Annotated in this window: 25 protein-coding genes; 16 read left to right on the top strand and 9 right to left on the bottom strand. The window is 73.6% G+C overall.

From position 1 onward, the window contains the following. Positions 1-21: 21 nt before the first annotated feature. Positions 22-573, top strand: coding sequence for a pyridoxamine 5'-phosphate oxidase family protein (locus tag ABZU53_RS18715; protein ID WP_354857623.1), 552 nt, complete (start codon positions 22-24; stop codon positions 571-573). Positions 574-768: 195 nt separating this feature from the next. Beyond that, positions 769-4,428 (top strand): SpoIIE family protein phosphatase, encoded by a 3,660-nt coding sequence (locus ABZU53_RS18710; RefSeq protein WP_355066862.1) that lies wholly within the window; start codon positions 769-771, stop codon positions 4,426-4,428. Positions 4,429-4,476: 48 nt separating this feature from the next. Here the strand turns inward: ABZU53_RS18710 and ABZU53_RS18705 are convergent, their stop codons facing one another. Continuing rightward, entirely contained in the window at positions 4,477-4,791 is a 315-nt protein-coding gene (locus tag ABZU53_RS18705) for an STAS domain-containing protein (RefSeq protein ID WP_354857627.1), read from the bottom strand. A 95-nt stretch (positions 4,792-4,886) separates the two neighbouring features. On the opposite strand from ABZU53_RS18705, the gene map reads away from it, so the two are divergent. Both map and ABZU53_RS18695 read left to right on the top strand, forming a co-directional pair. Next, positions 4,887-5,744 (top strand): type I methionyl aminopeptidase, encoded by an 858-nt coding sequence (gene map / locus ABZU53_RS18700; RefSeq protein WP_355066861.1) that lies wholly within the window; start codon positions 4,887-4,889, stop codon positions 5,742-5,744. Beyond that, entirely contained in the window at positions 5,741-6,454 is a 714-nt protein-coding gene (locus ABZU53_RS18695) for a VIT1/CCC1 transporter family protein (RefSeq protein WP_354857632.1), read from the top strand. Before map ends, ABZU53_RS18695 begins: the two co-directional genes overlap by 4 nt. A gap of 6 nt (positions 6,455-6,460) precedes the next feature. Here the strand turns inward: ABZU53_RS18695 and ABZU53_RS18690 are convergent, their stop codons facing one another. The 7 genes from ABZU53_RS18690 to ABZU53_RS18660 form a co-directional block, all read right to left on the bottom strand. Then, positions 6,461-7,198 carry a nucleotidyltransferase domain-containing protein gene (locus ABZU53_RS18690; RefSeq protein ID WP_354857635.1) on the bottom strand — a complete coding sequence of 246 codons (738 nt, stop codon included), beginning with the start codon at positions 7,196-7,198 and terminating at the stop codon, positions 6,461-6,463. Positions 7,199-7,291: 93 nt separating this feature from the next. Beyond that, positions 7,292-7,792: a nitroreductase/quinone reductase family protein gene (locus ABZU53_RS18685; protein ID WP_354857637.1), complete on the bottom strand. Its 501-nt coding sequence runs from the start codon at positions 7,790-7,792 to the stop codon at positions 7,292-7,294. A 91-nt stretch (positions 7,793-7,883) separates the two neighbouring features. After that, the gene (locus ABZU53_RS18680) at positions 7,884-10,613 is read right to left on the bottom strand and encodes an FtsX-like permease family protein (protein ID WP_355066860.1); all 2,730 of its coding nucleotides are present in this window, start codon (positions 10,611-10,613) and stop codon (positions 7,884-7,886) included. A gap of 56 nt (positions 10,614-10,669) precedes the next feature. Continuing rightward, positions 10,670-11,404, bottom strand: coding sequence for an ABC transporter ATP-binding protein (locus tag ABZU53_RS18675; protein WP_355066859.1), 735 nt, complete (start codon positions 11,402-11,404; stop codon positions 10,670-10,672). Then, positions 11,401-12,003, bottom strand: a complete 603-nt coding sequence (locus tag ABZU53_RS18670) for a PadR family transcriptional regulator (RefSeq protein ID WP_355066858.1) — start codon at positions 12,001-12,003, stop codon at positions 11,401-11,403. Before ABZU53_RS18670 ends, ABZU53_RS18675 begins: the two co-directional genes overlap by 4 nt. Positions 12,004-12,056: 53 nt before the next feature. After that, positions 12,057-12,494: a ferritin-like domain-containing protein gene (locus ABZU53_RS18665; RefSeq protein WP_354857645.1), complete on the bottom strand. Its 438-nt coding sequence runs from the start codon at positions 12,492-12,494 to the stop codon at positions 12,057-12,059. After that, positions 12,491-13,018: a hypothetical protein gene (locus tag ABZU53_RS18660; RefSeq protein WP_354857647.1), complete on the bottom strand. Its 528-nt coding sequence runs from the start codon at positions 13,016-13,018 to the stop codon at positions 12,491-12,493. The genes ABZU53_RS18665 and ABZU53_RS18660 overlap by 4 nt, the downstream gene beginning before the upstream one ends. A gap of 154 nt (positions 13,019-13,172) precedes the next feature. Here ABZU53_RS18660 and rimP point away from each other — a divergent pair, with 154 nt between their 5' ends. From rimP to ABZU53_RS18610, 10 genes are all read left to right on the top strand, one after another. Further along, positions 13,173-13,889, top strand: coding sequence for a ribosome maturation factor RimP (gene rimP / locus ABZU53_RS18655; RefSeq protein ID WP_355066857.1), 717 nt, complete (start codon positions 13,173-13,175; stop codon positions 13,887-13,889). After that, a complete protein-coding gene (gene nusA / locus ABZU53_RS18650; RefSeq protein ID WP_354857652.1) occupies positions 13,886-14,929 on the top strand; it encodes a transcription termination factor NusA in 1,044 nt (347 codons plus the stop codon). Before rimP ends, nusA begins: the two co-directional genes overlap by 4 nt. Before the next feature lie 16 nt (positions 14,930-14,945). Further along, positions 14,946-15,278 carry a YlxR family protein gene (locus ABZU53_RS18645; protein ID WP_266251254.1) on the top strand — a complete coding sequence of 111 codons (333 nt, stop codon included), beginning with the start codon at positions 14,946-14,948 and terminating at the stop codon, positions 15,276-15,278. A gap of 93 nt (positions 15,279-15,371) precedes the next feature. After that, positions 15,372-18,386 carry a translation initiation factor IF-2 gene (infB, locus tag ABZU53_RS18640; RefSeq protein ID WP_354857655.1) on the top strand — a complete coding sequence of 1,005 codons (3,015 nt, stop codon included), beginning with the start codon at positions 15,372-15,374 and terminating at the stop codon, positions 18,384-18,386. Between the two features lie 90 nt (positions 18,387-18,476). Next, entirely contained in the window at positions 18,477-18,773 is a 297-nt protein-coding gene (locus ABZU53_RS18635; RefSeq protein ID WP_234588255.1) for a DUF503 domain-containing protein, read from the top strand. A 128-nt stretch (positions 18,774-18,901) separates the two neighbouring features. Then, positions 18,902-19,405, top strand: a complete 504-nt coding sequence (gene rbfA, locus ABZU53_RS18630) for a 30S ribosome-binding factor RbfA (RefSeq protein WP_354857657.1) — start codon at positions 18,902-18,904, stop codon at positions 19,403-19,405. Beyond that, positions 19,402-20,460, top strand: a complete 1,059-nt coding sequence (locus tag ABZU53_RS18625) for a bifunctional oligoribonuclease/PAP phosphatase NrnA (RefSeq protein WP_355066856.1) — start codon at positions 19,402-19,404, stop codon at positions 20,458-20,460. Before rbfA ends, ABZU53_RS18625 begins: the two co-directional genes overlap by 4 nt. Positions 20,461-20,585: 125 nt before the next feature. Then, a complete protein-coding gene (locus tag ABZU53_RS18620) occupies positions 20,586-20,993 on the top strand; it encodes a hypothetical protein (RefSeq protein ID WP_354857662.1) in 408 nt (135 codons plus the stop codon). Then, positions 20,993-21,202 (top strand): DUF6186 family protein, encoded by a 210-nt coding sequence (locus tag ABZU53_RS18615; protein WP_234588302.1) that lies wholly within the window; start codon positions 20,993-20,995, stop codon positions 21,200-21,202. Before ABZU53_RS18620 ends, ABZU53_RS18615 begins: the two co-directional genes overlap by 1 nt. Positions 21,203-21,651: 449 nt before the next feature. Continuing rightward, positions 21,652-22,974, top strand: a complete 1,323-nt coding sequence (locus ABZU53_RS18610; RefSeq protein ID WP_355066855.1) for an MATE family efflux transporter — start codon at positions 21,652-21,654, stop codon at positions 22,972-22,974. 15 nt (positions 22,975-22,989) lie between these two features. Here ABZU53_RS18610 and ABZU53_RS18605 read toward each other — a convergent pair whose 3' ends face one another. Next, positions 22,990-24,006 carry a hypothetical protein gene (locus ABZU53_RS18605; protein ID WP_354857666.1) on the bottom strand — a complete coding sequence of 339 codons (1,017 nt, stop codon included), beginning with the start codon at positions 24,004-24,006 and terminating at the stop codon, positions 22,990-22,992. 188 nt (positions 24,007-24,194) lie between these two features. On the opposite strand from ABZU53_RS18605, the gene truB reads away from it, so the two are divergent. Both truB and ABZU53_RS18595 read left to right on the top strand, forming a co-directional pair. Further along, complete coding sequence (truB, locus tag ABZU53_RS18600) at positions 24,195-25,079, top strand: tRNA pseudouridine(55) synthase TruB (protein WP_355066854.1); 885 nt, start codon at positions 24,195-24,197, stop codon at positions 25,077-25,079. A gap of 76 nt (positions 25,080-25,155) precedes the next feature. Then, entirely contained in the window at positions 25,156-26,085 is a 930-nt protein-coding gene (locus ABZU53_RS18595; RefSeq protein ID WP_355066853.1) for a bifunctional riboflavin kinase/FAD synthetase, read from the top strand. Positions 26,086-26,247: the final 162 nt, after the last annotated feature.

The following is a 26,247-nucleotide window of genomic DNA, read 5'->3' as shown; positions in this document are numbered from 1 at the left end:
GCGCGATGGGAGGATCACCGCATGGGCAAGGTCTATCCAGAGATCGACGGTCGTCTGCGGGAGTTCATCGCGGGCCAGCCGGTCTTCTTCGTGGCCACCGCGCCGTCCGGGCCCGAGGGGCACGTCAACGTCTCGCCGAAGGGCATGACGGGCACCTTCGTGATCCTCGGCCCGCACCGGGTGGCCTACCTGGACTACCACGGCAGCGGCGCGGAGACCATCGCCCACCTGCGCGACAACGGCCGCATCACGCTGATGTTCTGCGCGTTCGACGGGCCCCCGAAGATCGTGCGCCTGCACGGCAGGGGCAGCAGCGTCGCGGTGACCGAGGCGGGCTACGCGGATCGGCTCGCCGAGTTTCCCGCGCCGCCGGACGTGCACGCCGTGCGGGCCGTGATCACGGTGGAGGTCGAGCGGGTCAGCGACTCCTGCGGTTATGCGGTGCCGCTGATGGACTACCGCGCGGAGCGTGACCTGTTGCTTACCTCACACTCCCGCCGTACGGCCGATGATCTGGTGACCTACCGCGCCACCAAGAACGCCGCGAGCATCGACGGACTCCCGGTCTTCTGACAGGTCAGGGCGCTCCCGGCGGCCTCCCTGGGCCCGCGTACGCCCCCGCGCTGCCGGGTCGGCGACGGGTGCGGCACGGGTAACCAGCGTCCAAGGGGCGTCATGCGTTACGTTGCTGGTCCGCCGGGGTACAAGTCGGAGCACGGCGCGTGAAGATCAACGGCTGCGGGGTACGGCCGAAGCGGGGGAGGCTGCATGAGCTCGGCCCAGGGGGGCGCGGATGCGGGGCATTCCTTCGCGGACGTCCACGAGACCTCCCCGCTGCTCGCCGCCGCGTACGCGGGCGGCGGTGAGCTGGGTGAGCGAATCCGCGCCTTCGACTGGTCCACCCACCCCCTGGGCGGGCCGTCCGGCTGGCCGGCGGCGCTCTCCAACGCGATCGGCATGATGCTCTCCTCCAGCGCGCAGATCGTCATGTTCTGGGGCGACGACCAGCTCGCCTTCTACAACGACGCCTACCGGCCGACCATCGGCAGCAAGCACCCGCACGTGCTCGGCCAGCCGGCCCGACACCACTGGGCCGAGACGTGGGACGTCCTCGGTCCGCTGCTCGACGGGGTCCGGCGCACCGGGCTCTCCTACCGCGGCGAGGACCACCCCTTCCTGCTGGACCGCTCCGGTTTCGTCGAGCAGACCTACTTCGACGTCTCGTACGACCCGATCCGGGGTGCCGACGGCGCGGTCAGCGGCGTCTACTGCATCGTCAACGAGACCACCGGGCGGGTGGTGGGCGAACGCCGGCTGCGGGCGTTGTCGGAGCTGGGCACCGAGCTGGCCGACGTGATCAGCGCGGGCGAGCTGGGCCGGACCGCCGCCGACGTGCTCGCCCGGCACTCCGCCGACGTGCCGTTCGCGCTGATCTACCTGGCCGACTCCACCGGCCGGTTCACCCTGACCGCCGCCAGCCGCGTCGACCCGGCCGCGGTCAATGTCCCGCCCGACACGTTCGGCGAGCTGGTCGCCGAGGGCTCGCCGGCCACCATCGAGGTGAGCGGTCTGCTCGCCCAGCCACCGGCCGACGCCGCCGACGTGGCGCTCGTGCTGCCCGTCAAGGCGGCCAACGAGACGGTCGGCGCGCTGGTCGCCGGCGTCGCCCGCCAGCTGCCGCTGGGCGACGAGTACCGCGACTTCCTCGACCTGGTGGCCGCGCAGATCTCCCGCGCGGTGGGCACCCAGCGGGCGTACGAGCAGGAGCGCGCCCGCGCCGCCGAGCTGGCCGCGCTGGACCGGGCGAAGACCAACTTCTTCGCCAACGTCAGCCACGAGTTCCGTACGCCGTTGACCCTGGTGCTCGGCCCGCTGGAGGACATGCTGGCCGACCCGGAGCTGCCCGCCGCCTACACCGACCGGCTCGTCGTGATGCACCGCAACGCGTTGCGACTGCTCAAGCTGGTCAACACCGTGCTCGACTTCTCCCGACTGGAATCCGGTCGGCTGGCCGCCCGCTACCAGCCCACCGACCTGGCCGGCTACACCGCCCGGCTGGCCAGCACCTTCCGCTCGGCCACCGAGCGCGCCGGGCTGCGCCTGGTGGTGGACTGCCCGCCGCTGCCGGCGCCGGTCTTCATCGACCGGGACATGTGGGAGAAGATCGTCCTCAACCTGGTGTCGAACGCGGTGAAGTTCACCTTCGACGGCGAGATCCGGGTGCGGATCCGGGCCGACGACGCCGTCGCCCGGCTGGAGGTCACCGACACCGGCGTGGGCATCGTGCCGGCCGAGTTGCCGCACGTCTTCGAGCGGTTCCACCGGGTGCCCGGGGTGCGCGCCCGCACCCACGAGGGCACCGGGATCGGGCTCGCGCTGGTCCGGGAACTGGTCGAGATGCACGGCGGCGACGTCGGTGTGACCAGCCAGATCGACGAGGGCAGCACCTTCACGGTGACCGTCCCGTTCGGATCGGCGCACCTGCCCGCCGACCGGGTCGCCGCGTTCGCCCCCCTGCCCACGGGCGAGCCCGAGCAGGCCCGGCTGTACGTGGCGGAGACGGCCCTGTGGGCCGACGAGGACATGCCCGGGCCGACCGACCGTCAGCCGACCGACGCGGCCCCGGCCGGCCGGATCCTGGTCGTCGACGACAACGTCGACCTGCGCGAGCACGTGACCCGGTTGCTCTCCCCGACCTGGGAGGTGGTCACCGCGAGCGACGGTCTGGCGGCCCTGACGCTGGCCCGTGCGGGCGGGTTCGACCTCGTGCTCACCGACGTGATGATGCCCCGGCTGGACGGGTTCGGCCTGGTCGGCGCGCTGCGCACGGACCCCCGCACCCGCGACGTGCCGATCGTGTTGCTCTCCGCCCGCGCCGGTTCCGCCGAGGCGGTCGCCGGCCTCTCCGTGGGCGCCGACGACTACCTGACCAAGCCGTTCTCCGGGCAGGAGCTGATCGCCCGGGTCCGGGCCAACGTCGAGCTGGGCCAGCTGCGCGGGCAGATCATCCGTCGGCTTCGGGCGCTGGCCGACGCGGCGGTGGCGGTCAACACCGCCCGTTCCACCACCGATGTGCTGCACGTCGCCGCCCGGCACGCGCTCAGCCTCGCCGAGGCCGCCCGGGTCGTGGTCACCGCGGCCGGCGCCCGCGCCGAAGCCGACGGCGGTGGCGTCACCGCCACCGACCCGTCCTTCGTGGCCGCGCTGACCGGCACCACCCGCGAGCAGCTCGGCGAGTTGCGGGTCTGGCAGGCTGCCGGCGACGACGCGCAGGCCGACGAGGCCGCGCTCACCCAGCTGGCCCGGCTGGTCGGGGTGCGGCTGGAGAACGCCCAGCTCTACGAGGCCGAACACCGCATCGCCGCCACGTTGCAGCACAGCCTGCTGCCGAGGTCGCTGCCCCAGATGCCGGGCGCGGTCGTCGCGAGCCGGTACCTGCCGGGCAGCGCCGACGTCGAGGTCGGTGGGGACTGGTACGACGCGATGAGGCTCGACGGCGACGACCTGGTGCTGGTCATCGGCGACGTGGTCGGCAAGGGCGTCCAGGCCGCCGCGGCGATGGGGCAGCTGCGCAACGCGCTGCGGGCGTACCTGCTGGAGGGCTTCGACCCGGGTGAGTCACTGACCCGGCTCAACCGGTTGGTCGGGTCCACCGAGGGGCGCTCGTTCGCGACAGTGGTCTGCCTGCTGTTCAGCCCTCGTACCGCCCGGCTGCGCTACGCCAGCGCCGGTCATCCGTCCCCCCTGCTGATCCGAGGAGACGACGTGGCGTTCCTGCACGACCGCGCGCTCGGCCCGCCGGTCGGCGTCATCCCCGACACGACGTACCGGACGGTCGAGGGGGAGCTGCCCGCTGGCAGCCGGCTGCTGCTCTACACCGACGGGCTGATCGAGGACCGTCAGCTCGGTATCGACGCCGCGCTCGCGCAGCTGCGCGCCGACGCCGCCACCCCCGGCGAACACGTGACGGACCTGATCGACACGGTGGTCGAGCGGGTCACCGGACGGCCGCGCCGCGACGACGTGGCGGTGCTCGCCCTGGAGGCGGCCGAGCTGAACCGGTTCGCGTTGCGGCTGCCGGCGGACCCGACCCGACTGAGCGTGCTGCGCAAGCGCCTGGAGGACTTCCTCGTGGCGCACAACGTCGGCGAGACGGACCTGTTCGACCTGACCGTGGCGGTGTCGGAAGCCGCCGCGAACGCCATCGAGCACCCCGTCCAACCCGCCGAGGCGGTGATCAGCGTCGAGGTGGCCATCGAGGACCGGACGGTGATCGCCACCGTGCGCGACACCGGGCAGTGGCGGGAGTCGACCGACTCCGGGTTCCGGGGGCGCGGCCTGTCACTGATCAAGGCGCTGGGTGACCTGATGGTGCGGCGTACCGACGAGGGCACCGAGGTGACGCTGCGCCGGCAGTTGCAGGGCTGACCCCGGACCCGGTGGCCGGGGTGCCGGCGGCCGGGTGCGTCGGCGATCTCAGACCGGGTCGAGCCAGCCCTGGTCGCCCAGGCCGGAGATCTCCAGCACCCGGCGGACCTGCCGGGACGGCAGCACGGTGAGCGTGCCGGAGAACTGCTGGGCGAGCCGGACCAGGGCGTGGATGGCCGCCGAGTCGAAGAAGGTCACGGCGCGCAGGTCGAGGGTGATCCGACGGGCGGGCTCGCGCAGGGCGGTCTGGAGCATCGTGTCGGCGGTCGCCATGTCGACCTCGCCGGTCACCACCACGCGGAGGTGCTCTCCGTCGATCTCCGCGCTGGCGGAGAAGACGGGTGGTGCTCCCCCTTGATCCACGCAGACACCATGGCACAGCCGACCTGGCAGGGCAACAACCGGGACTGCCGGGCCGTGGCACGGGTCACCAGCTCCTCCGGCGATAGGCTTGGGGCATGACCGTCCGTCCGCCGCTGACCCCAGGCACGCTCTCCCCGATGCGACCGGTGCCCGCCCACATTCCCCGCCCGGAGTACGTGGGTAAGAAGAGCCCGCAGCAGTGGCGCGGCTCGCACGTGCAGACGCCGGAGACCATCGAGAAGATGCGGATCGCCAGCCGGCTCGCCGCCCAGGCGACCCAGCTCGCCGGTGAGCACTGCAAGCCCGGCGTGACCACCGACGAGATCGACCGTCTGGTGCACGAGTTCCTCTGCGACCACGACGCGTACCCGTCGACGCTCGGCTACCGGGGCTACCCCAAGTCCTGCTGCACCAGCGTCAACGAGGTCATCTGCCACGGCATCCCGGACTCCACCGTCCTGACCGACGGCGACATCATCAACGTCGACGTGACCGCGTACATCGGTGGGGTGCACGGTGACACCGACGCCACCTTCTGCGTCGGCGAGGTCAGCGAGGAGGCCCGGCTGCTCGTCGAACGCACCCACGAGGCGATGATGCGCGGCATCCGCGCGGTCGCCCCGGGCCGCCAGATCAACGTGGTGGGCCGGGTCATCGAGTCGTACGCCAAGCGGTTCGGCTACGGCGTGGTCCGCGACTTCACCGGCCACGGGATCGGCGAGACCTTCCACAGCGGGCTCTACGTGCCGCACTACGACAGCCCTCGCCCCACCGACATCATGGAGCCGGGGATGACCTTCACCATCGAGCCGATGATCACCCTCGGCACCTACCAGTACGACATGTGGGACGACGGGTGGACGGTGGTCACCAAGGACCGTAGGTGGACCGCCCAGTTCGAGCACACCATCGTCGTCACCGACGACGGCCACGAGATCCTGACCCTGCCGTGACCGACACTCCCGCGGCCCTGCGCGAGGCACACCACGCGGACGTCTCCGGCGGCTGGCTGCGCCCGGCCGTCTTCGGCGCGATGGACGGCCTGGTCACCAACATCGCCCTCATCGCCGGCGTCGGCGGCGGTGGCGTGTCGCCGCGCAGCATCGTGCTGACCGGGTCCGCCGGCCTGGTGGCCGGTGCGATCTCGATGGGGCTCGGCGAGTACACGAGCGTGCGCTCGGCCAACGAACAGGTCGCCGCCGAGGTGGCCAAGGAGCGGCGCGAGCTGGAGCGGCACCCCGAGGCGGAGGCCCGCGAGCTGGCCGACGCGTGGGTGGCCCGGGGCCTGCCCCGCGACCTCGCCACCCAGGTCGCCGAGGCGGTACGGCGGGACCCGGAGGAGGCGCTGCGGGTGCACGTCCGCGAGGAGTTGGGCGTCGACCCCGACGACCAGCCGAGCCCCTGGGCGGCGGCGATCTCCTCGTTCCTGTTCTTCTCGGTGGGGGCGCTGATCCCGCTGCTGCCGTACCTGCTGGGCGCCACCGAACTCTGGCTGGCGCTCGCCGTGGGTGGGCTCGGCCTGTTCGCCGCCGGTGCCGTGGTGGCCCGGTTCACCAACCGACCCTGGTGGACCAGCGGCCTGCGTCAACTCGTGCTGGGCGCCGCCGCGGCCGGCGCCACCTACCTGGTCGGCTCACTGATCGGAGTGCAGGGCGGGCTGTGACGCCGGTCAACCGGTGAGCAGCTCGTCGATCGTGCCGTCGACCGGGCGGCCACGCGCCGCCAACTCCTCGGCCTGCCGCGCCAGCACCGCGCCGACCTCCGTCATGTCCGCGCCGGCCAACCCCGTGCGCCGCACCGCGTCACCCGGATCACGGAAGTAGGTGCGGCCCAGCAGGCCGGTCACGGTCGCCGCGGCCAACCGCGCCTCACCGAGCATCAGCAACGCCTGGTCCGTCTCGTACCACTCGGCCAACCGGGCGGCCCGGGAGTGCGCCGCGCTACCCCGGTACCAGGCCTGCCGCGCCGCGGTGCTGAACTCCGTCGGCCGGGCCCGGGCGAGCCGGCCGAGATGCTCGTCCCGCAACGTCCGCAGCCAGCTCGTCGGGTCGTAGAGGGACCGGGTGGTGACGTACCGGTCGGCCGTCAGCGGCCACAACGGGGAGAGCACCCGGGCCTGCCCGAGGTAGTCGTCGGCGGCGGCCACGGTCAGATCGACAAGCACCCCGTCCACCCGCCGGGTCGCCGGCGGCGGCCCGGCGCCCGGCCGGTAGGTGACCACCAGCATCCCCACCTCACCGTCCCCGCCACCGTCGTCGTCGCCGTGCGCCAGGGGACCGTGGACCGCGATCGCGAGCACCTCGGCCGGAAACCGCCGCCGGACCACCTCGGCGACCCGCTCCGCCACCGTCCACCGTCGATCGTCGAGGCTCCGGTCGACACCCGACCGCTCACTGCTCGCGCTCACTGGTCAGCCTTTGTTCGCGGCTGCGGGGCTCGCAGGACCGGCTCACTCCTCGCGCTCACGGGTCAACCTCCGCCTGAAGCGACTGGCGTCAGCCTAGCCAGCCGACGGGGGGTCGGCCGGCACGCCGCGCCCGGTCGGCACCAGCCGGAAGATGCGGATCTCCCGGCCGCCGGCCCGCTCGACGTACGTGCGGTACGCCGGCCACTCGGTGACCAGCAGGTGCCACAGGCGGTCCCGTTCGGCCCCGGTGGCCGGGTCGGCCCGCACCGGGAACCGGCGACCCTTCACGTCCACCTCGGCGGCCGGGTCGGCGAGCAGGTTCATCGCCCAACCGGGCTGGTGGGTCTGCCCCCAGTTGGAGCCGATCACCGCGTACGCGTCGCCGTCGGCCACGTAGAGCAGCGGATTGCTGCGCGGCTTGCCCGAGCGGCGACCGGTCGTGGTGATCACGAGGGACGGGAGCACACCGAGCGCGACCACCCGGCCCCGGGTGAGCCGGCCGACGATCCGGTCGGCGGGGACCAGCAGGCGGGCGGCGGACCCGAACCAGCGGTGGTGGCCGAGTCGACGGGTGAGGGTTGCGAGCGCTGACACGCGGCTCAGTCTGCCGGCTGCCCCGCCCCGACGGCACCCCCGGACGGTCCGGTTCCGGCCCCCCGGCCCCCGGCCCCCGGGTGGCCCGGGTTCAGTCCAGGCGCCGTTCGATCGGCAACCCCGACCGGGTGAACAGGCCCGCGCCGAGCATCGCCACCACCGGCACCAGCACCAGCACGCCCAGCGCCGGCCACGGCACCAGGTACGGGTACGGCTCCCGTGCCGGCCAGGCCGTGGCGTACTCCCGGTTGGCCGAGAACAGCACGATCGCCGCGGTGCCGAGCCCGGCCACGATGCCGAGCACCGAACCGAGACCGGCGATCACCCCGGCCTGACAGATCGCCAGCAGTCGGCGTACCGCAGGGGCCGCGCCGACCGCGGCGAGGGTGGACAGTTCGGCGCGGCCCTCCGCGGCGGCGAGCGCCGTGGCGATCCCGGCCGCGCCCACCGTGATCATTCCGGCCGCCGCGGCGAGCAGCAGCAGCAGCGGTGAGTCGTCGCGCGGGGCGGCGCCCTGCTCCACCTGGAGGGAGAACGTCCCGAAGGCCCGCAGGTCCTTGGCGAATCGATCCTGCCGGCGCTGGCTGGGCGGCGCCGGAGTGTCGACCACCCAGCCCGCCTGGACAGGGCTCAGACCGAGTTGTCGGGCGGCGGACGCGGAGAGCAGGAGGCGTGGCTGGCCGACCGTGGGCGGCAACGCGTACCCGGGCAGGTCGTGCCGGGTGGTGGTCGCCTCGTCCCGCCCGGCCCGCACCTCGTTGACCTGCACCGTCACCCGGCCGTCGTGCAGGTAGCGCGGGTCGGTCACCACCACGCCCCCGGCGCGCAGCACGGCGGTGGCGGCGGCGGTCGCCGCCGCGTCGGCGCCGGTGAGCAGCGGCAGCGCGCTGCCGTCGTCCACCACTGTCTCGACGCCGTTGCCGAAGTAGTCCGCGGCACGGTTCCGGCAACGCGGGTCGGCCCGCGCCTGGCGACGCTGCGTCGCCGACAGCCTGTCCCCGGGCACAAAGGGGCAGACGCGCTCGGGCGGGATCTCCGGCCCGACGGAGCAGTAGTCCGCCGCGCCGTCGGTCGAGGAGCAGAGCGGCGTGCGTACGGGTGCGACGGCGGTGGCGCCCAGCTGCGCCCGCGCGACGGCGTCGATCTGGGCCAACGTCGGCTCCGGCTGCCGGCCCGGCTCCTGGGGGTTGATGAGGACGTGACCGGTGGGCAGCATCGGCTGGTAGGTGCGCGCGTCGCGGACCCCGTCGCTGGTCAGATATCCGCCGAGCGCGACGCTGCTGGCCACCGCCGCCATCACGGCGCAGATGGCCGGCGCCGCGGCGGCCCGGTTGCGGCTGGCGTCGCGCAGCGCGATGCGGGGCGCCAGCGGCAGCACCCGGCCGAGCCGGGCGAGCGCGCCGATCAACGTCGGCGTGCAACAGACCAGGCCCAGCTCACCGAGGATCAGGCCGGTCAGGATCACCGCCGGTGATGTCCGGCTGGCCCCGAACGCCGCGAGCGCCGCCCCACCGACCACCAGCGTCAACCCGAGGGTCAGGGCGCGGGCCCGGGGCGGCGGCGGGGTACGTCGCCCGGCGAGCCCGGCGACGACGTCCTGCCGGGCCGCCGTCCAGGCCGGCGCGAGCGCGGCCAGCACCCCGGCCAGCACCGCGACCCCGCCGAGCACGACCAGGGCCGAGGGCCAGCAGCGGTACCCGCCGAAGCGGGCGCCGAAGACGTACTGCTCCATGAGTGGACGACCGGCGAACGCCGCGCCGACACCGAGCAGCAACCCCGCCGCGGCGCCCAGCACGCCCAGCACCACCCCGTCGGCGAGCACGACCCGGCGCAGTTGGGCCGCGTCCCCGCCGGCCACGGCGACCAGCGCCAGGTCCCGGCGCCGACGGCGGACCCCCACGGCGAACGCCGGTCCGACCAGCAGCACGACCTCCAGCAACCCGAGACCGGCGATCAGCACGCCGGTGCTCAGGTCGGTGGTGTCCGCGTAGCCGATCCAGCTGCGGGACGACGTCGCCGAGGCGGGCAGGTGGCGCGGCGCGACCACCACCCCGTGGTCGTTGAGCCGCGACACCATCGCCGCGTCGACGACGCCGGGAACGTCGACCAGCCAGCGGCTCTCCGTCTGCGGATCGGCCCGCCCGACGGCCGCCGGGTGCAGCGCCACCACCGGGCCGAGGTCGTCGGGAAACTCGACCACCCCGACCACCGTGTACGTCCTCGCCCGGTCGGCGGTGGCCACGGCGTCGCCCAGGCGTACGTCCAGGCGGCGCAGCGCGGCCGGGCTCACCGCGACCTCGCCGGGCTGCTGCGGCGCCCGCCCCGACCGGAACCGCACCAGACTCCGGGCCAGCGGGTCGGCGAGGTCGAGAACCCGCCCCTGCAGGGTCTCGTCGCCTCTCGGGCCCCGCACCGTCACCGGGCCTCCGGCGCGGACCTCGGTGACCCGGCTGCCGGGGCCGAGCAACGCGGTCACCTCGGCGGCGGTGGCCGGGCGGCCGATCGCTGACTGGCTGTCGTCACGGGGATACCAGCTGTCGCCCCACTCGTCCTGGATGACCGGGGTCTCGGCGAACCACCGCAGCTCCGCGTCGGCGACGCCGAGGCGGCGGTCGACACGCTCCTGCGGGGTCAGTTCGGACATGTCGTAGCTCGTGGCGAGGAAGGCCAGCACCAGCACCGGCAGGGCGATCATCGCGAGCACCAGGGCGGTACGCCGACGTGCCCGGCGCGACTCGCGTCGGGCGATCCGCAGCGCCGCCCGCCACGAGCCGGTCAGTTCGGCGAACCTCCGCCGCCCGACGGGCGTGGGCGGTGTCACCGGTCCGACCGCCGGGGGATCGACGCGGCGGCGTGCCAGCGGCGTCCGGCGCAGGGTCAACGGTCGCTGCCGGACAGCAGTTGCTCGACGCTGCCCAGCGGGGCCGTCGTGTCGACCAGCACGCCGTCGCGCAGGAACACCACCCGGTCGGCCCAGCCGGCGTGGCGCGCTTCGTGGGTGACGAGGATGCCGGCGGCGCCCGCGTCGACCCGGCGGCGCAGCAGGTGCAGCACCGCCTCGCCGGTCTGCGAGTCGAGCGCCCCGGTGGGTTCGTCGGCGAGCACCAGGCGCCGCTCGCCGACCAGCGCGCGGGCGATCGCCACCCGCTGCTGCTGACCACCGGAGAGCTGGTCCGGGAAGCGGTCACCCAGCGCCGGCAGGCCCACCTCGGTCAACGCGGCCAGAGCCGCCGCACGGGCCCGCCGGCCGCCGACGCCGTCGAGCTCCAGCGGGAGCGCGACGTTCTCCAACGCGCTCAGGCTGGCCAGCAGGTTGAGCTGCTGGAAGATGTAACCGATGCGGCGGCGGCGCAGCTGGGCCAGCCCGCGGCGATCCAACGCCCCGAGCGGCTGGCCCTCGACCCGGACGTCGCCGCGGGTCGGGCGGTCCAGCCCACCGGCGAGGGCCAGCAGCGTCGACTTGCCCGAACCGGACGGGCCCATCACGGCGACCAGCTCGCCCGGCCGGACGACCAGGCTGACACCGCGCAGCGCGTGGACCGCCGCCGGGCCGGACCCGTGGGTGCGGTGGACGGCGCGCAGCTCCAGCACCGCGTCGTCCGTTCCGCTCACCGTCGCGCCTCCTCGTCGGCCCACCGCGCGCCGTCGGACGCCCCGGGGTCGGGCGGCCGGGTCGGGGGCGGCGTCGGCCCGTTGGGCTGGAGCCGGACCAGACTGGTCTCGCAGTGGTCCAGCCACCGCACCTCAGCCTCGGCCTGGAACACCATCGAGTCCAGCACCAGTCGCCACGGCAGGTCCTCCGGGCGGTCGCTGCCGTACTTCAACCGGGTCAACTCCTGCAACGTGCGCATGGTCGCGCTGCGCTGGGCCTGCACCACCGAGCGGACGTCCACTCCGGGGGTGGTGAGCGCCAGGGCCAGTTTGATCGCCAGCTCGTCGCGGGGGCGGTCGGTGCGGCTGATCGGGGTGGCGAACCACAGCGCGAGGTCCGCCCGACCGGCGTCGGTGATCTCGTACGGGCGCTGCCCGGCCTCGCTCTCCGGCAGCGGGCGCACCAGACCGTCCCGTTCCAGCCGGGACAGCGTGGTGTAGACCTGCCCGATGTTCAGCGGCCAGGTCGAGCCGGTCGACTCCTCGAACGCGGCGCGCAGCTGGTAGCCGTACATCTGGCCGCGTTCGAGAAGGGCGAGCAGCCCGTGACGGATGGACATGGCAACGGAGTATGCATACCTGGTATGCGCTCCGCAACCGGAGTGGACCAGGTTCAGGTCGGGCGGCCGGGAAATGCGACAGTCGCCGGGGTCACCCCTGCGGTCTTGCGCCACCGCGTGGCCCGTACGGCGTACTCGACCAGGGCGGCCAGCGCCTGGTCGCGGTCCGGGCCGGTGGTGGACGCCAACGCGGCCCGCCAGTGCGCCGCGGTGCGCTCCTCCACCTCGACGGCCAGCCGCAACGCGCTCGCCCGGTCGATGACGGGAAACGGCAGCGCGTACCCGGCCCGGCCCGGTGGAACGGTGCCGCCGGTGGTGCTGAGCTGCACGACCAGCCCGTCGCGCCGTCGTCGGTGTGCGGCCTCCGCCTGGTGTGCGGCCTCGCGTGCCGCCCCGGTGAGCCGGACGCCGATCCGCCCGTAGGCGTAGATGGCCGCGTACTCGGCGGAGAGGGCGGCGGCGAGCGCCTCCCCGGAGGTGGGCTGCCTCACTTCAGTGCCTCCTGGTGGGTGGCCCGCGCGGCGGCGATCGACCCGAGCAGCGCCGCCCGCTCGGCGGGCGCCGCCGCGCAGGCCGCGGTGGCGGACTGCTGTGCGGTCTTCTCCCGCGCGCGCAGGGCGGCCAGCGCGCCGGCCGGCTCGGTCGCCGCGGTGGCGCTCGGGTCGGCGGCGGGTGTGGACGGGAGAGCGAGGCCGATCACCCGGGCCAGCTCGGTGGCGTGCGCGGTGTGTGTCTCGGCGATGGGGCCGAGGCGGTCGGCCAGCTCCGGGTGGGCGGCGGCGCTCGCCCGGTACGCGGCGGCCAGGCCCAGCGACTCGTCGACCATCGGGCGCAGCGGGTCCGGCGGTGGCGCCGGCTCGTCGTCGCGGTCGAAAAGATCACAGCCGGTCAGCGGCGCCGCTGCGCAGCCGAGCGCCAGCAGCGCCCCGACGCGCAGGAGGTTTCGCCGGTTATGTCCGGATACTTGGTCGCGCGGTGTCGTTCTGCCGATCCCCACCGGGCCAGTGAACACCATCCGGGCCGGTCCGGGGGCCATCGCCGTCGGTGCGCCGCCCGGTCCGCCGCCGGGCAGGCGCGTTACGCTCTGCGCAGCCACCGGCGCGTCCGCTCCGGTGGCGTGCCGGCATGGCGGGACGAGGGTCCCGGTCGACCAGGGAGAGGGTGCGCAGATGACGCAGCGTGGCCGTGCCACCAGGTCGACGGGTCGACCCCGCGACGGCGCGGGCTCCCGCGGTCCGCGCGACGGCGCCGCCCCGCGCGGCGGCGGTGATCTCGCGGCACGGCGTACCCGGCTGCGGACCGTGATCGAGCCGGTGGTCAACGGCGTGGGCTACGACCTGGAGGACCTGTCGGTCTCCCGGGCCGGCCGCCGGCACGTGGTGCGGGTGATCGTGGACGCCGACGGCGGCATCGACCTGGACGCCGTCGCGGACGTCTCCCGCGCGGTCTCGGCCGCCCTGGACGCCGCCGAGGAGACCGGCGGCGACATTCTCGCCGGGGAATACCAGCTCGAGGTCAGCTCGCCGGGTGTGGACCGGCCGCTCATCCTGCCCCGGCACTGGCGGCGCAACGTGGGCCGGCTGGTCAAGGTCACCGTCCGGGGCGCGGTCGCGCTGCCCGGCCAGCGCGGCGAGCAGCCCTCCGGGGACCGCCAGCTGACCGGCCGGGTGGTCGGGGCCGACGACGAGGGCGTGCGGCTGGAGACCGACGACGGCCAGACCATGTGGGCGTACGCCCAGCTGGGCCCGGGCCGCGTGCAGGTCGAGTTCACCCGTCTCGCCGAGCTGGGTGAGCCGGACGAGTTCGACGACGCGGACGAGACCGACGAGAACGACGATTCAGACGACATCGACGACGAAGATGATGTGGAGGACGAGGAGAGGTGAACATCGACCTCGCGGCGCTGCGCGCACTCGAGCGCGAGCGGGAGATCCCGTTCGACACGATTCTCGCGGCGATCGAGACCGCGTTGCTGACCGCCTACCGGCACACCGACGGCGCCGAGCCGCACGCCCGGGTGGAGATCGACCGCAAGTCCGGCGCGGCCCTGGTGTACGCGCAGGAGATGGACGACGACGGTTCCCTCGTGCGTGAGTGGGACGACACGCCGCACGACTTCGGGCGGATCGCCGCGATGACCGCCAAACAGGTGATCCTCCAGCGTCTGCGGGAGGCCACCGACGAGGTGCACTTCGGCGAGTACGTGGGCCGCGAGGGTGACCTGGTCACCGGCGTGGTGCAGGCGCACGAGACCCGTACCGAGAAGGGCATCGTCAGCGTCGACCTGGGCAAGCTGGAGGGCGTGCTGCCGCAGTCCGAGCAGGTGCCCGGCGAGCGGTACGCGCACGGCGAGCGGATCCGGTGCGTGGTGGTGCACGTGGCCAAGGGCATGCGCGGGCCGCAGATCACCCTGTCCCGGTCGCACCCGGCCCTGGTCAAGAAGCTGTTCGCGCTGGAGGTCCCGGAGATCGCCGACGGCACGGTCGAGATCGGCGCGATCGCCCGTGAGGCAGGTCACCGTACGAAGATCGCCGTCCGTTCCACCACCCCCGGGGTGAACGCCAAGGGCGCCTGCATCGGCCCGATGGGCCAGCGGGTGCGCGCGGTGATGAGCGAGCTGCACGGTGAGAAGATCGACATCATCGACTGGTCGGACGACCCGGCCACCTTCGTCGGTAACGCGTTGTCGCCGGCCAAGGCGCTGCGCGTCGAGGTGGTGGACCTGGCCGGTCGGGCCGCCCGGGTGACCGTCCCGGATTTCCAGCTCTCGCTCGCCATCGGCCGCGAGGGGCAGAATGCCCGGCTCGCTGCCCGGTTGACCGGTTGGCGGATCGACATTCGGTCCGACGCGGAGCAGACCGCCCCGGCCGCGCGCGGCGCGGCCGAGCATGTGCCGGAGCCGGGCGGCGCGATCTCGGGCAGCTAGGGGTAGACTTCCTCCAGTGGTACGACGCGCGCAGCCGGAGCGCACCTGTGTGGGTTGCCGGCAACGTGCGCCGGCCAGCGAATTGCTGCGGGTCGTCGCGATCGGGGACGAGGCTGGTCACAGCCTCCGGCCTGATCCGCGCCGCAGGCTGCCGGGTCGGGGAGCGAACATGCACCCGGATCCGGCCTGCTTCGCGCTGGCGGTGCGGCGCCGAGCCTTCGGGCGAGCGCTGCGCATCACCGAGGTCCTCGACCACGGTGTGCTGGCAGAGCACGTCGATGCGCCAACCACTACGTCCGGTCAGCCCGACCGGGCGAGGGTCGCTAGCAGGGTAGGACGACCGACATGAGCACACGATGAAGTCCCTGAAATGACCAGGCTTCAAGTGCACGAGTGAGGTCGCTGCGGGTGCTGCCCGCACGACCTCGGAGTGAGGAGTGCAGTGGCAGGCAAGGCCCGCGTACACGAGCTTGCAAAAGAGCTCGGGGTCGAGAGTAAGACCGTTCTCGCCAAGCTGAAGGAAATGGGCGAGTTCGTCAAGTCCGCGTCCAGCACGGTCGAGGCGCCCGTCGCCCGACGGCTGCGTAACGCATTCGTCGCGTCCTCCGGTGCTCCGGCGCCGGCCGCCCCGTCGGCGCCCGCGCCGACGCCGGCTTCGACGCCGACCCCGACGCCGTCTCCGACCCCGGGCGCCCCCCGGGTCTCGGCGAAGCCGATGCCGCCTCGGCGGCCGGCCGCGCCGGCACCCGGTCCGAAGCCCAAGGGTCCGGTGCCCGGTGCGCCGCAGTCTGCGGCCCCGGTCGCCAAGCCGGCGAGTGCCCACGACATCGAGGTGGCGGCCGCGGAGGCGCGTGCCGCCGCGCTGAAGGCTGAGCAGGAGGCCGCGGTCAAGGCCGCGCAGGCCGCCCGCCAGCAGCAGCGGGAAAACCCCGTTCGCCGGGAGCCTCCGGCAGACGGCAACCGCCCCGGTCCGCGGCCGGGTCCGGCCGCGATGCCGCCCCGTCCCGGTTCGCCGGCCGCTCGGCCGAGCACGCCGGCGCCGGGTCCCGGTGCCCGACCGGGCGGTCGTCCGCCGGCGCGCGGCGCCGGTAACAACCCGTTCGGCATCCAGGGTGGCCAGCAGCAGCGGCCGCCGGCCGCGGGTGCGGGTGGCCCCCGGCCCAACAGCCCGGCGGGTATGCCGCCGCGGCCGAGCCCGAACTCCATGCCGCCGCGGCCCAGCCCGGCGTCCATGCCGAGTCAGCGTCCGGCTGCCGGTCGTCCCGGCCCGGGTGGCGCCGGTCGTCCCGGTGGCGGCGCGGGTCGTCCCGGTGGCGGTGGCGGCGGTTTCCGTGGTGGTCCCGGCGGCGGCGCCGGTGGTGGCGGCGGTTACCGCGGCGGCCCCGGTGGTGGCGCGGGTGCCGGCGGTGGCGGTGGCTACCGTGGCGGTCCCGGCGGCGGCGGCGGTGCTCCCGGCGGCGGTTTCCGTCCGGGCGCTCCCTCGGGCGGCGGCGGTCGCCCGGGTGCCGGCGGTCGTGGCCGTGGCGGCGGCGCCGCGGGTGCCTTCGGGCGTCCGGGTGGCCGGCCGACGCGTGGCCGCAAGTCCAAGAAGCAGCGCAGACAGGAGTTCGACAACCTGTCGGCTCCGACCATGAGCTCGGGTGCTCCCCGGGGTCAGGGTCAGGTCGTCCGGCTCTCCCGTGGCGCCTCGCTGTCGGACTTCGCCGACAGGATCAACGCCAACCCGGGTTCGCTGGTCCAGGAGATGTTCAACCTGGGCGAGATGGTCACCGCGACCCAGTCCTGCTCTGACGACACCCTGCAGCTGCTGGGTGAACACCTCGGCTTCGAGGTGCAGATCGTCAGCCCGGAGGACGAGGACCGCGAGCTGCTCGCGCAGTTCAACATCGACCTCGACGCGGAGGTGGCCGAGGAGCGTCTGGTCAGTCGTGCGCCGGTCGTGACCGTCATGGGTCACGTCGACCACGGTAAGACCAAGCTGCTCGACGCGATCCGTAAGGCGAATGTCGTGGCCGGCGAGGCCGGTGGCATCACCCAGCACATCGGTGCCTACCAGGTCCACGTCCCGCACGAGGGCGAGGACCGCGCGGTGACCTTCATCGACACCCCGGGTCACGAGGCGTTCACCGCCATGCGTGCCCGTGGTGCCCAGGTGACGGACGTCGTGATCCTGGTGGTCGCGGCCGACGACGGCGTGATGCCGCAGACCATCGAGGCGTTGAACCACGCCAAGGCGGCCGACGTGCCGATCGTGGTCGCGGTCAACAAGGTCGACAAGCCGGAGGCCAACCCGGACAAGGTCCGCCAGCAGCTGACCGAGTACGGCCTGGTCGCCGAGGAGTACGGCGGCGACACCATGTTCGTCAACGTGGCCGCGAAGCCGGGCATCGGCATCGAGGAACTGCTCGAGGCTGTCCTGCTGACCGCCGACGCGTCGCTGGAGCTGACCGCTCCGATCGACGGGCCGGCGCAGGGTGTGGCCATCGAGGCGCACCTGGACAAGGGTCGCGGTGCGGTGGCGACGGTGCTCGTGCAGAAGGGCACCCTGCGGGCGGGCGACTCGATCGTCGCCGGTGGGGCGCACGGCCGGGTCCGGGCCATGCTCGACGAGAACGGCAACCAGCTCACCGAGGCCGGTCCGGCGCGTCCGGTCATGGTGCTGGGTCTGACCGCGCCTCCCGGCGCGGGCGACACGTTCCTCGCCGCGGCGGACGACCGTACGGTGCGGCAGATCGCCGAGCAGCGGCAGGCACGGCGGCGGGCGGCGTCCTTCGCCAACTCCCGTGGTCGGGCCACTCTTGAGACGCTCATGGAGCAGCTCAAGGAGGGCGAGAAGACGTCGCTCAACCTCATCCTCAAGGGTGATGTCTCCGGTTCGGTGGAGGCCCTGGAGGACGCGCTGTTCAACCTCGACATCCCCGAGGAGGTCCAGCTCAAGGTCCTCGACCGGGGCGTCGGCGCGATCACCGAGAGCAACGTCATGCTCGCGAGTGCCTCGTCGGAGCCGGTCACGATCATCGGCTTCAACGTGCGGGCCTCGAACAAGGTCCGCGAGATGGCCGACCGCGAGGGCGTGGAGATCCGGTACTACACGATCATCTACCAGGCCATCGAGGAGATCGAGGCAGCGCTCAAGGGCCTGCTCAAGCCGGAGTACGAGGAGGTCGAGCTGGGCAGCGCGGAGATCCGCGACGTCTTCCGCTCGTCCAAGATCGGCAACATCTCCGGTTGTATCGTCCGGTCGGGCATCATCCGGCGCAACGCGAAGGCGCGCCTGCTGCGGGACGGGGCGGTCGTGGCGGACAACCTCACGATCACCTCGCTCAAGCGGTTCAAGGATGACGCCACGGAGGTCCGCGAGGGCTTCGAGTGTGGTCTGACCCTGGGTGGTTACAACAACGTCCAGGTCGGCGACGTCATCGAGACCTTCGAGATGCGGGAGAAGGCTCGCGCCTGATCCGGCAGTGACACGCTGATCAAGGGGTTTACGCCAACCGGCGTAAACCCCTTGATCATGCGGGGCGGGTTGCCGGTATCGTCCGGGGCGATGTTCACCGGAAACGCGGTCTTCGACCTGCTGCTGCCGGGCGACTCCCGGTCGCTCAAAGCCAAGAGATCATATGTACGGCCGATCGTGGCGGCGCTGCGCCGCTTCGAGGTCTCGGCCGCCGAGGTGGGTGCGCTCGACCTGCACGGTCGAGCGGAGATAGCGGTGGCCGTGGTCGCCGCCGAAGCGGCGCACGTCCGCGAGGTGCTCGACTCCTGCGAGCGCCTGGTGGCCGCGCGTCCCGAGGTCGAGTTGTTGTCGGTCCGACGCCGGCTGTACGGCGTGGACGACGACTGAAACGGGGTGCCGGCGGTGCCGGGCGACCGGTGCCGCCGCGAAGGTAGTGTTCGAGATGTTGGCCGGTCGGGCCGGCGGCCCCCGGGTCGCCGGGTCGGCCGGGAGCAGGACGCCGTGGAGGTGGCGAGATGTCTGATCCGGCCAAGGTACGCCGGCACGCGGAACGGGTGCGTGAGCTGGTCGCGTCGGTGGTGCGGAGCCAGATCAAGGACCCGCGGCTCGGCATGATCACCATCACCGATGCCCGGATCACCGCTGACCTGCGCGACGCGACGGTCTTCTACACGGTCCTTGGCGACGCGGTGGCCCAGGCGGACACCGCGGCGGCTCTGGAGAGCGCCAAGGGCCTGCTGCGCAGCACGGTCGGCAAGGCGCTCGGGCTGCGGCACTCGCCGACGCTCACCTTCGTCCTGGACGACGTGCAGGACCAGGTCAAGCACATCGACGATCTGCTCGCCGCCGCCCGCAACGCCGACGCGGAGGTGCAGCGGCTGGCCGCCCGGGCGGAGTACGCGGGCGAGGCGCAGCCGTACCGGGTCGACGACGACGAGACCGAGGACGAGACCGACGACGACGAGGCCGACGTGGCCGCCGACGTCACGGAGATCCCCCGGGGTGGGGCAGCGCGGTGACGGGCGCCGCCGGTGCCCAACTCGTCGCGCCGGTCGACGCCGGCCCGGCCGAGGCGGACTGGGCCGCGGCCCAGGCGCTGATCCGCGCCGTCGGGCCGACCAGCCGGGTGCTGTTGATCTGCCATGTCAACCCGGACGGCGACGCGCTGGGCAGCATGCTCGGCTTCGGTCTGGGCCTGCGCCAGCTCGGCGTACACCGGTTGCAGGCGACCTTTCCCGGGCCGCCGGAGGTGCCCGAGCCGTTCCGGGGGCTGCCCGGCTTGGAGCTGCTGGTCCCGGCGAGCGCCGCGGACCCGGCTCCGGATCTGGTGATCTGTTTCGACGCGGCCAGCGAGTCGCGCCTCGGTGAGCTGGCCGGTCGGTTGTCGACGGCTCCTGCCGTCCTGGTGCTCGACCACCACGCCTCGAACCCGGGCTTCGGCACCGTCAACCTGGTCGACCCGAGGGCCGCCGCCACGTCGGTGGTGGCCGAGCAGCTGTTGGCGCGACTGGGCGTACCGCTGGATCGGGCCATCGCCGAGTGCCTGTACGTGGCGCTGACCACGGACACCGGCTCGTTCCGGTTCGAGGCGACCACTCCGGCGGTGCACCAGCTTGCCGCCCGGCTGCTGTCCACCGGCATCTCGCCCGGGGACATCTCCCGGCGGGTGTTCGACACCCGACCCTTCGGCGCGGTCCGCCTCTTCGGGGAGGTGCTCGGCCGTGCTCGGCTGGAGCCGGCCGCCGCCGACGGCCGAGGGCTGGTGTGGACCTTCGCCACGCTCGACGACCTGGCCAGCCACGACCAGCGGCCGTACGTCCTGGAAGCGCTGATCGACTCGGTGCGCTGCACCGCCGAGGCGGACGTGAGCTGCGTGCTGAAGCAGACCGCCCCCGACGAGTGGGCCGTGTCGATGCGGAGCAAGGGCGCGGTGAACGTCAGTCGCGTGGCGGTGGCGCTGGGCGGGGGTGGCCACACGTTCGCGGCCGGGTTCACCGGCCGGGGGACCGCCGAGCATGTCGTCGAGGCGATCCGCGGCGAGCTGGCCGGGGCACTGATCACCGGCGACGCCTGACCGCTCCCGGGCCGTCCGGCGCAGCTGACCAGGCCCGTTCGTTTCCGTCCGGGGCGGGAAGTTCAGGGTCAGCTCCGGGGGGTGTCGGTCTAGCCGCGCTCCGTGAGAACGGGAAGAATTGCGGGATGGAGCAGCCGCACGACCTCACCGTGGAGGCCCCCCGAGCCTGGGACCGGCCCGCCGTCTCCGTCCCGGTTCTCCTCTGCCTGTCCCTCGTTGGCGGCCGGTTCGCGTCGTTCTCCACCGAGGCCAATCTCTACACGCTCGGCACCGGCGGCGTGTTGATCTGGCTCGGTCTGAGCAACCGGGTGCCCCGGCGGCCGGCGCCGCGTCGGCTGGGCCCGGGAGCGGCCTGGTGGGCACTGCCGGTGGTGGTTTTCGGGGTCTTCGAGGGCGCGACCTTCGTGTTGGCCGTGGGCGACGACTTCCCCACCTTCTCCCGGTTGGCCGACCCCTTGCTGGAGGATCATCTGACCCGGTCGGCGGCCTGGTTCGCCTGGCTGGCCGCGTTCTGGGGGCTGGTGCGGCGATGATGCGGGCACTCGCGATCGGCGGTTTCCTCACCGCCCTGGCCCTGTTCGTCGGGGTCGAGTGGCTGGCCCGGCGGGAGGGATCCCGCATACCGACCCTGGGCGAGGTCTGCGCGTACGTGATGCGCTACGAGGTCGGTTCGGTGCCGGTGGGCAGGATCGGTCTGTTCGGGTTCTGGTGGTGGCTGGGCTGGCACTTCCTGGCCCGCTGAGCCGGGCTGCCACCGTCCAAATGGCGGGAACCGGGAGCAGCATGTGGACCTGAACGATAACTTGGGAGGCGGCCGGCATCACGTGGTGATGCAGGTCGTGGGCGGTGGTGCCACACCTCGCGCTGCCTCCCTCCAGGGTCGGACCGACCCGGGCTCACGCTGCCCAGTCGGCTGCTCCGGTAACCCCGGACCGCCGTGGGGCGCTCAGCACGACCGCCCGTGAGGGCTGCCGCGTGCCGGTGGCTCGCACCCTGGAAGGAGCGCCACCATGCCGAACAAGCCCAAGCCCGAGACCACCACCGACGACGCCCGGGAGCAGGCCCGCCGCGCGCTGCAGACGTCGATGGACACCCGCCAGTGAGCCAGTCCTCCGGGCGGTGACGCCGCCGATCGAGTAAGTCCTCGGCGGGATTGCGGCCCTTACCGTCGTCGTGTCAGGATCGGCGGCGATGAGCCACCCTGCCACCACCGACCGATCCGCCTCGCCACGCCGCATCGCCGGCCTCGCGTTGCCGGCCCTCGTCGTCCTCGCCGCCGAGCCGCTCTACGTGCTCGTCGACACGGCCGTCGTCGGTCACCTCGGTCGGGTGCCCCTCGCGGCGCTCGCCATCGGCGGCACGGTGATGACGCTCACCGCCTGGCTCGGCACCGTCGTCGCGTACGGCACCACCGGGCGGTCGGCCCGCCGCTTCGGCGCCGGCGACCGGGCGGCGGCAGTGGCCGAGGGAGTCCAGTCGTCGTGGCTCGCGTTCGGCGTCGGGCTGCTGGTCGCGATCGGCATGCAGATCGGCGGGGGCGCGCTGGCGCGTACCCTCGCCGGAGGTGCCGGCGACGTGGCCGACGCCGCCGCCGGGTGGCTGCGGATCGCGGCGCTCGGCGCCCCCGGCCTGCTGCTCGCCGCCGCCGGCAACGGCTGGCTGCGCGGCGTGCAGGACACCCGGCGGCCGCTGTTCTTCGTGCTCGGCCCCAACCTGCTCTCCGCGCTGCTCTGCCCGCTGCTGGTCTATCCCGGTGGGCTCGGCCTGACCGGTTCGGCGGTCGCCAACGTGGTCGCCCAGACCATCGCCGGCGGGCTCTTCGCCGCGGCGCTGGTCGCCGAACGGGTCTCGCTGCGGCCCCGACCGCGGGTGATCCGCCAGCAACTCGTGCTCAGTCGGGACCTGCTGATCCGGGGCGTGGCGTTCCAGGCCAGCTTCCTCTCCGCGACGGCCGTCGCCGCCCGCTTCGGCGCCGCCGCCGTCGGCGCACACCAGATCGCCCTGCAGCTCTGGTTCTTCACGGCGCTGGTGCTCGACGCCCTCGCCATCGCCGCGCAGTCCCTGGTCGGTGCCGCGCTCGGCGCCGGCGACGCGGCGGACGCCCGCGCGCTGGCCCGCCGGATCGGCCTGCTCGGCGGCGTCTGCGGCGTCGCCTTCGCGCTGCTCATCGCCGCCGGCGCCGGCGTCGTGCCGTCCTGGTTCAGCTCCGACGAGCAGGTACGCGAGCAGGCCATGGTGGCCTGGCCGTGGTTCGTCGCCATGCAGCCCCTGGCCGGGGTGGTGTTCGCGCTCGACGGTGTGCTGATCGGCGCGGGCGACGTGCGCTACCTGCGCAACCTCACCATCGTGGCGGCGCTTGGCGGTTTCCTGCCGGTCATCTGGCTGGCGTACGGGCTCGACCTGGGGCTGGGCGGCATCTGGGCGGGGCTCACCCTCTTCGTGGCGATCCGGCTGGTCGCCCTGCTGCTGCGCCTGCGCAGCGGCGCCTGGGCCGTGGTGGGCGCGATCCGCTGACGGCCTGCCCCCGGCTCAGCAGTCCTCGCCGTCGCCGGGACGCCAACCCGGGTCGTAGATGTCCCCGGTCGGCGCGGTGTTCGGCAGGCCCACCTCGGGCGCGATCTCCAGGTCGATCCGGCCCTTGCGGATCGCCGCGCAGGTCGCGTTGAGCACCGTCACGTCGGCGCTGTCCACCCACAGCCCGGCCGAGCCCGCCCGCACGTCGTCGGGGTGCGGCACGTGCCAGACGACCTGGTCCCGGAGGGTGACGAGTTCGGCGCCCGGGGCGTACGCCTGCGGGCGGGGCAGGTCGAAGGAGTAGACCCAGATGAACCGGGTGGTGATCGCCAGCACCCGGATCCCGTCGCTGTCGGTCGTCGACCGGTACTCCACGGTGCCGCTGGCCCGGATGCCGTCGGCGAGGTCGAGGTTCGGGTCGGCGGCGCGGTCGACCAGGGTGGCGTAGTTCAGGTTCGTCCCCTGCGCGAAGTCCTTGCGCAGGTCGGCGCGGGCGTCCGGGGCCAGCAGGGCGAGGAACTGGTCCGGATCGCCGAAGAGCATGGACGGGTCGAGTCGGCTCTGGATCAACGCCCCCTTGACCTTCGCCAACGCGTCACCGACCTGCTTGGCGGTGAACGGCGCGGCAGCCTTGGCCGCCGGGAGCGTGATGGCCGCCGCGCCCACGGCGAACGTCTCTGCCGGCGTGCCGACGAACGGTCCGAGGCTGTTGCCGCTCTCGTCGACCGGCCGGGGCGGCGCCGTGGAGGAGCCCTGACCCAGCAGCGGCTCCCCGTCGTGGATCCGCTGCACGGCGCTGTACCCGCTCCAGGCCAGCACGGCCAGCAGCACCAGGGCGACCAGCCCGCCGACGCCGCCGAGCAGCTTGCCCGCGTGCTGCTCCCAGCCCAGCCGCAGCCGATCAGCGCCGGTCACGGGGGTTTCGGTCGCCGGCCCCCGCATCCAGTCCGGCACCCGGATGTCGTCGGTCTCGCTGGCGACCGCGTACGGGTCGGTGGTGTTCGGCGGGCTGGCGGGGTCTTCGCTGGTCATCGTGTAGTCCTGGTTCGGCGGGAACGGGCGTGTGATCTTCGCATTCGGCCGACGACGGCGCTGTCCCGTTCGGCGCGCCCAGCAGCAGCCGGCACCCGGGCGCCGCCGTGGCGACAGCGGGCCGGGGTCGGCCGGAGGGCGCCGGGCGACTCCGGTCGCCGAGAGGCTGTCTGGCAGGCTTGGGCGACGTGAGCACCGATGGTCTGATCGTGGTCGACAAGCCCGGCGGCATGACGTCGCACGACGTGGTGGCGCGGATCCGCCGGCTGGCGAAGACCCGCCGCGTCGGGCACGGCGGCACCCTCGACCCGATGGCCACCGGTGTCCTGGTGATCGGTGTGGGGCGGGCCACCCGACTGCTGACCTACGTGATCGGCGCGGGCAAGAGCTACACCGGCACGATCCGGCTCGGCCAGGCCACCGTCACCGACGACGCCGAGGGCGACGTGATCGCCAGCACCCCGGCCGGTCACGTCACCGACGAGGCCATCCGCGCCGCGCTGACGGCCCTGACCGGGGAGGTCGACCAGGTGCCGAGCGCGGTCAGCGCCATCAAGATCGACGGGCAGCGGGCGTACAAGCGGGTGCGCGACGGCGAGAGCGTCGAACTGCCGGCGCGGCGGGTCACCATCTCCCGGCTGGAGGTGCTGGCGATCCGCCGCACCGAGCCGGACGTGGTGGACGTGGACGTGGACGTCACCTGCTCCTCCGGCACGTACATCCGGGCCATCGCCCGGGACGCGGGCCTGGCGTTCGGCGTCGGTGGGCACCTCACCGCGCTGCGCCGGACCGCGGTGGGTGGCTTCACCCTCGCCGAGGCGGCCACGCTCGACGAGCTGGAGCAGCGCGCCCCGGCCGTGGTGAACCTGCCGCTGGACGCGGCGGCCGACCGGTTCTTCCCGCGCCGGGAGGCGACACCCGACGAGGCGAAGGTGCTCGGCCACGGCGGTCCGCTGGACCCCGCCGGCATCGCCGGGCCGTACGCCGTCTTCGGACCGACCGGCGGGCTGATCGCTATCGTCAGCGAGCGGGACGGGCGGGCCCGCGCGGAGATCGTGCTCGCCCCGGCCTGACGGCGGGACGAGGTCCGCCGGCTTCCGGCCGGCGGTGTCGACCCGCCGAACAGCGGGACAGCAGGAAAGGAACGGCATGCAGCGGTGGCGGGGGTACGACGCGGCGCCCGGCGGCTGGGGACGCTCGGTCGTCACCATCGGCGTCTTCGACGGCGTGCACAAGGGGCACCAGGCGACCATCGGGCACGCCGTGGCCCGGGCCCGGGAGTTGGGCGTGCAGTCGGTGGTGGTCACGTTCGACCCGCACCCGGCCGAGGTGGTCCGCCCGGGCTCGCACCCGGCCGTGCTCACCGAGCCGGCCCGCAAGGCGGAACTGATCGAGGCGCTCGGCGTGGACGTGCTCTGCGTGGTGCCGTTCACCCCGGAGTTCTCCCGGCTGCCGCCCGAGCAGTTCGTGCACGACATCCTGGTCGAGCACCTGCACGCGGCGCTGGTGGTGGTCGGCGGCAACTTCCGCTTCGGGCACCGCGCGGCCGGCGACGTGGCGCTGCTGGAGCGGCTGGGGAAGACCTTCGGCTTCGGGGTGGAGGGCGGCCCGCTGGTCGCCGCGGACGGCACGGTCTTCTCCTCCACGTACATCCGCTCCTGCGTCGACGCCGGTGACGTGGGCGCCGCGGCGGCCGCGCTGGGCCGCCCGCACCGGGTGGAGGGCGTGGTGGTCCGCGGTGACCAGCGCGGCCGGGTGCTGGGGTTCCCCACCGCGAACCTGCTCTGCCACCGGTACGCGGCGGTGCCCGCCGACGGGGTGTACGCCGCCCGCCTGATCCGTCGCGGTCAGTCCGAGCCGCTGATGTCCGCGGTGTCGGTCGGCACCAACCCGACCTTCTCCGGTCGGGAGCGGCGGGTGGAGGCGTACGCGCTGGATTTCGACGGCGACCTGTACGGCGAGCGGCTGGCCCTGGACTTCGTGGCGCACCTGCGCGGTCAGGTCCGCTACGACTCGATCGAGCCGTTGATCGCCCAGATCGAACAGGACGTCGCACGCACCCGGCGCGCTCTGAGCTGATCATCCACCGGGCCGCGCAGGCCCTTGGCCCGCTGTTACCCGTGGGTGCTGGTAGTCTTGCGGGGACGTCGGGTGACCGGCGTGGGGCCTCGCGTGCCTGCTCGACGCCGCGGGTGCGAGGTACCGGTCCGTTCCCGGTCCATCGGGACGACGGACACCTAC

The sequence above is a fragment of the Micromonospora sp. NPDC005194 genome, from assembly GCF_040608335.1.
Lineage (GTDB): Bacteria > Actinomycetota > Actinomycetes > Mycobacteriales > Micromonosporaceae > Micromonospora.
This window is presented reverse-complemented; position numbering and strand designations above follow the sequence as displayed.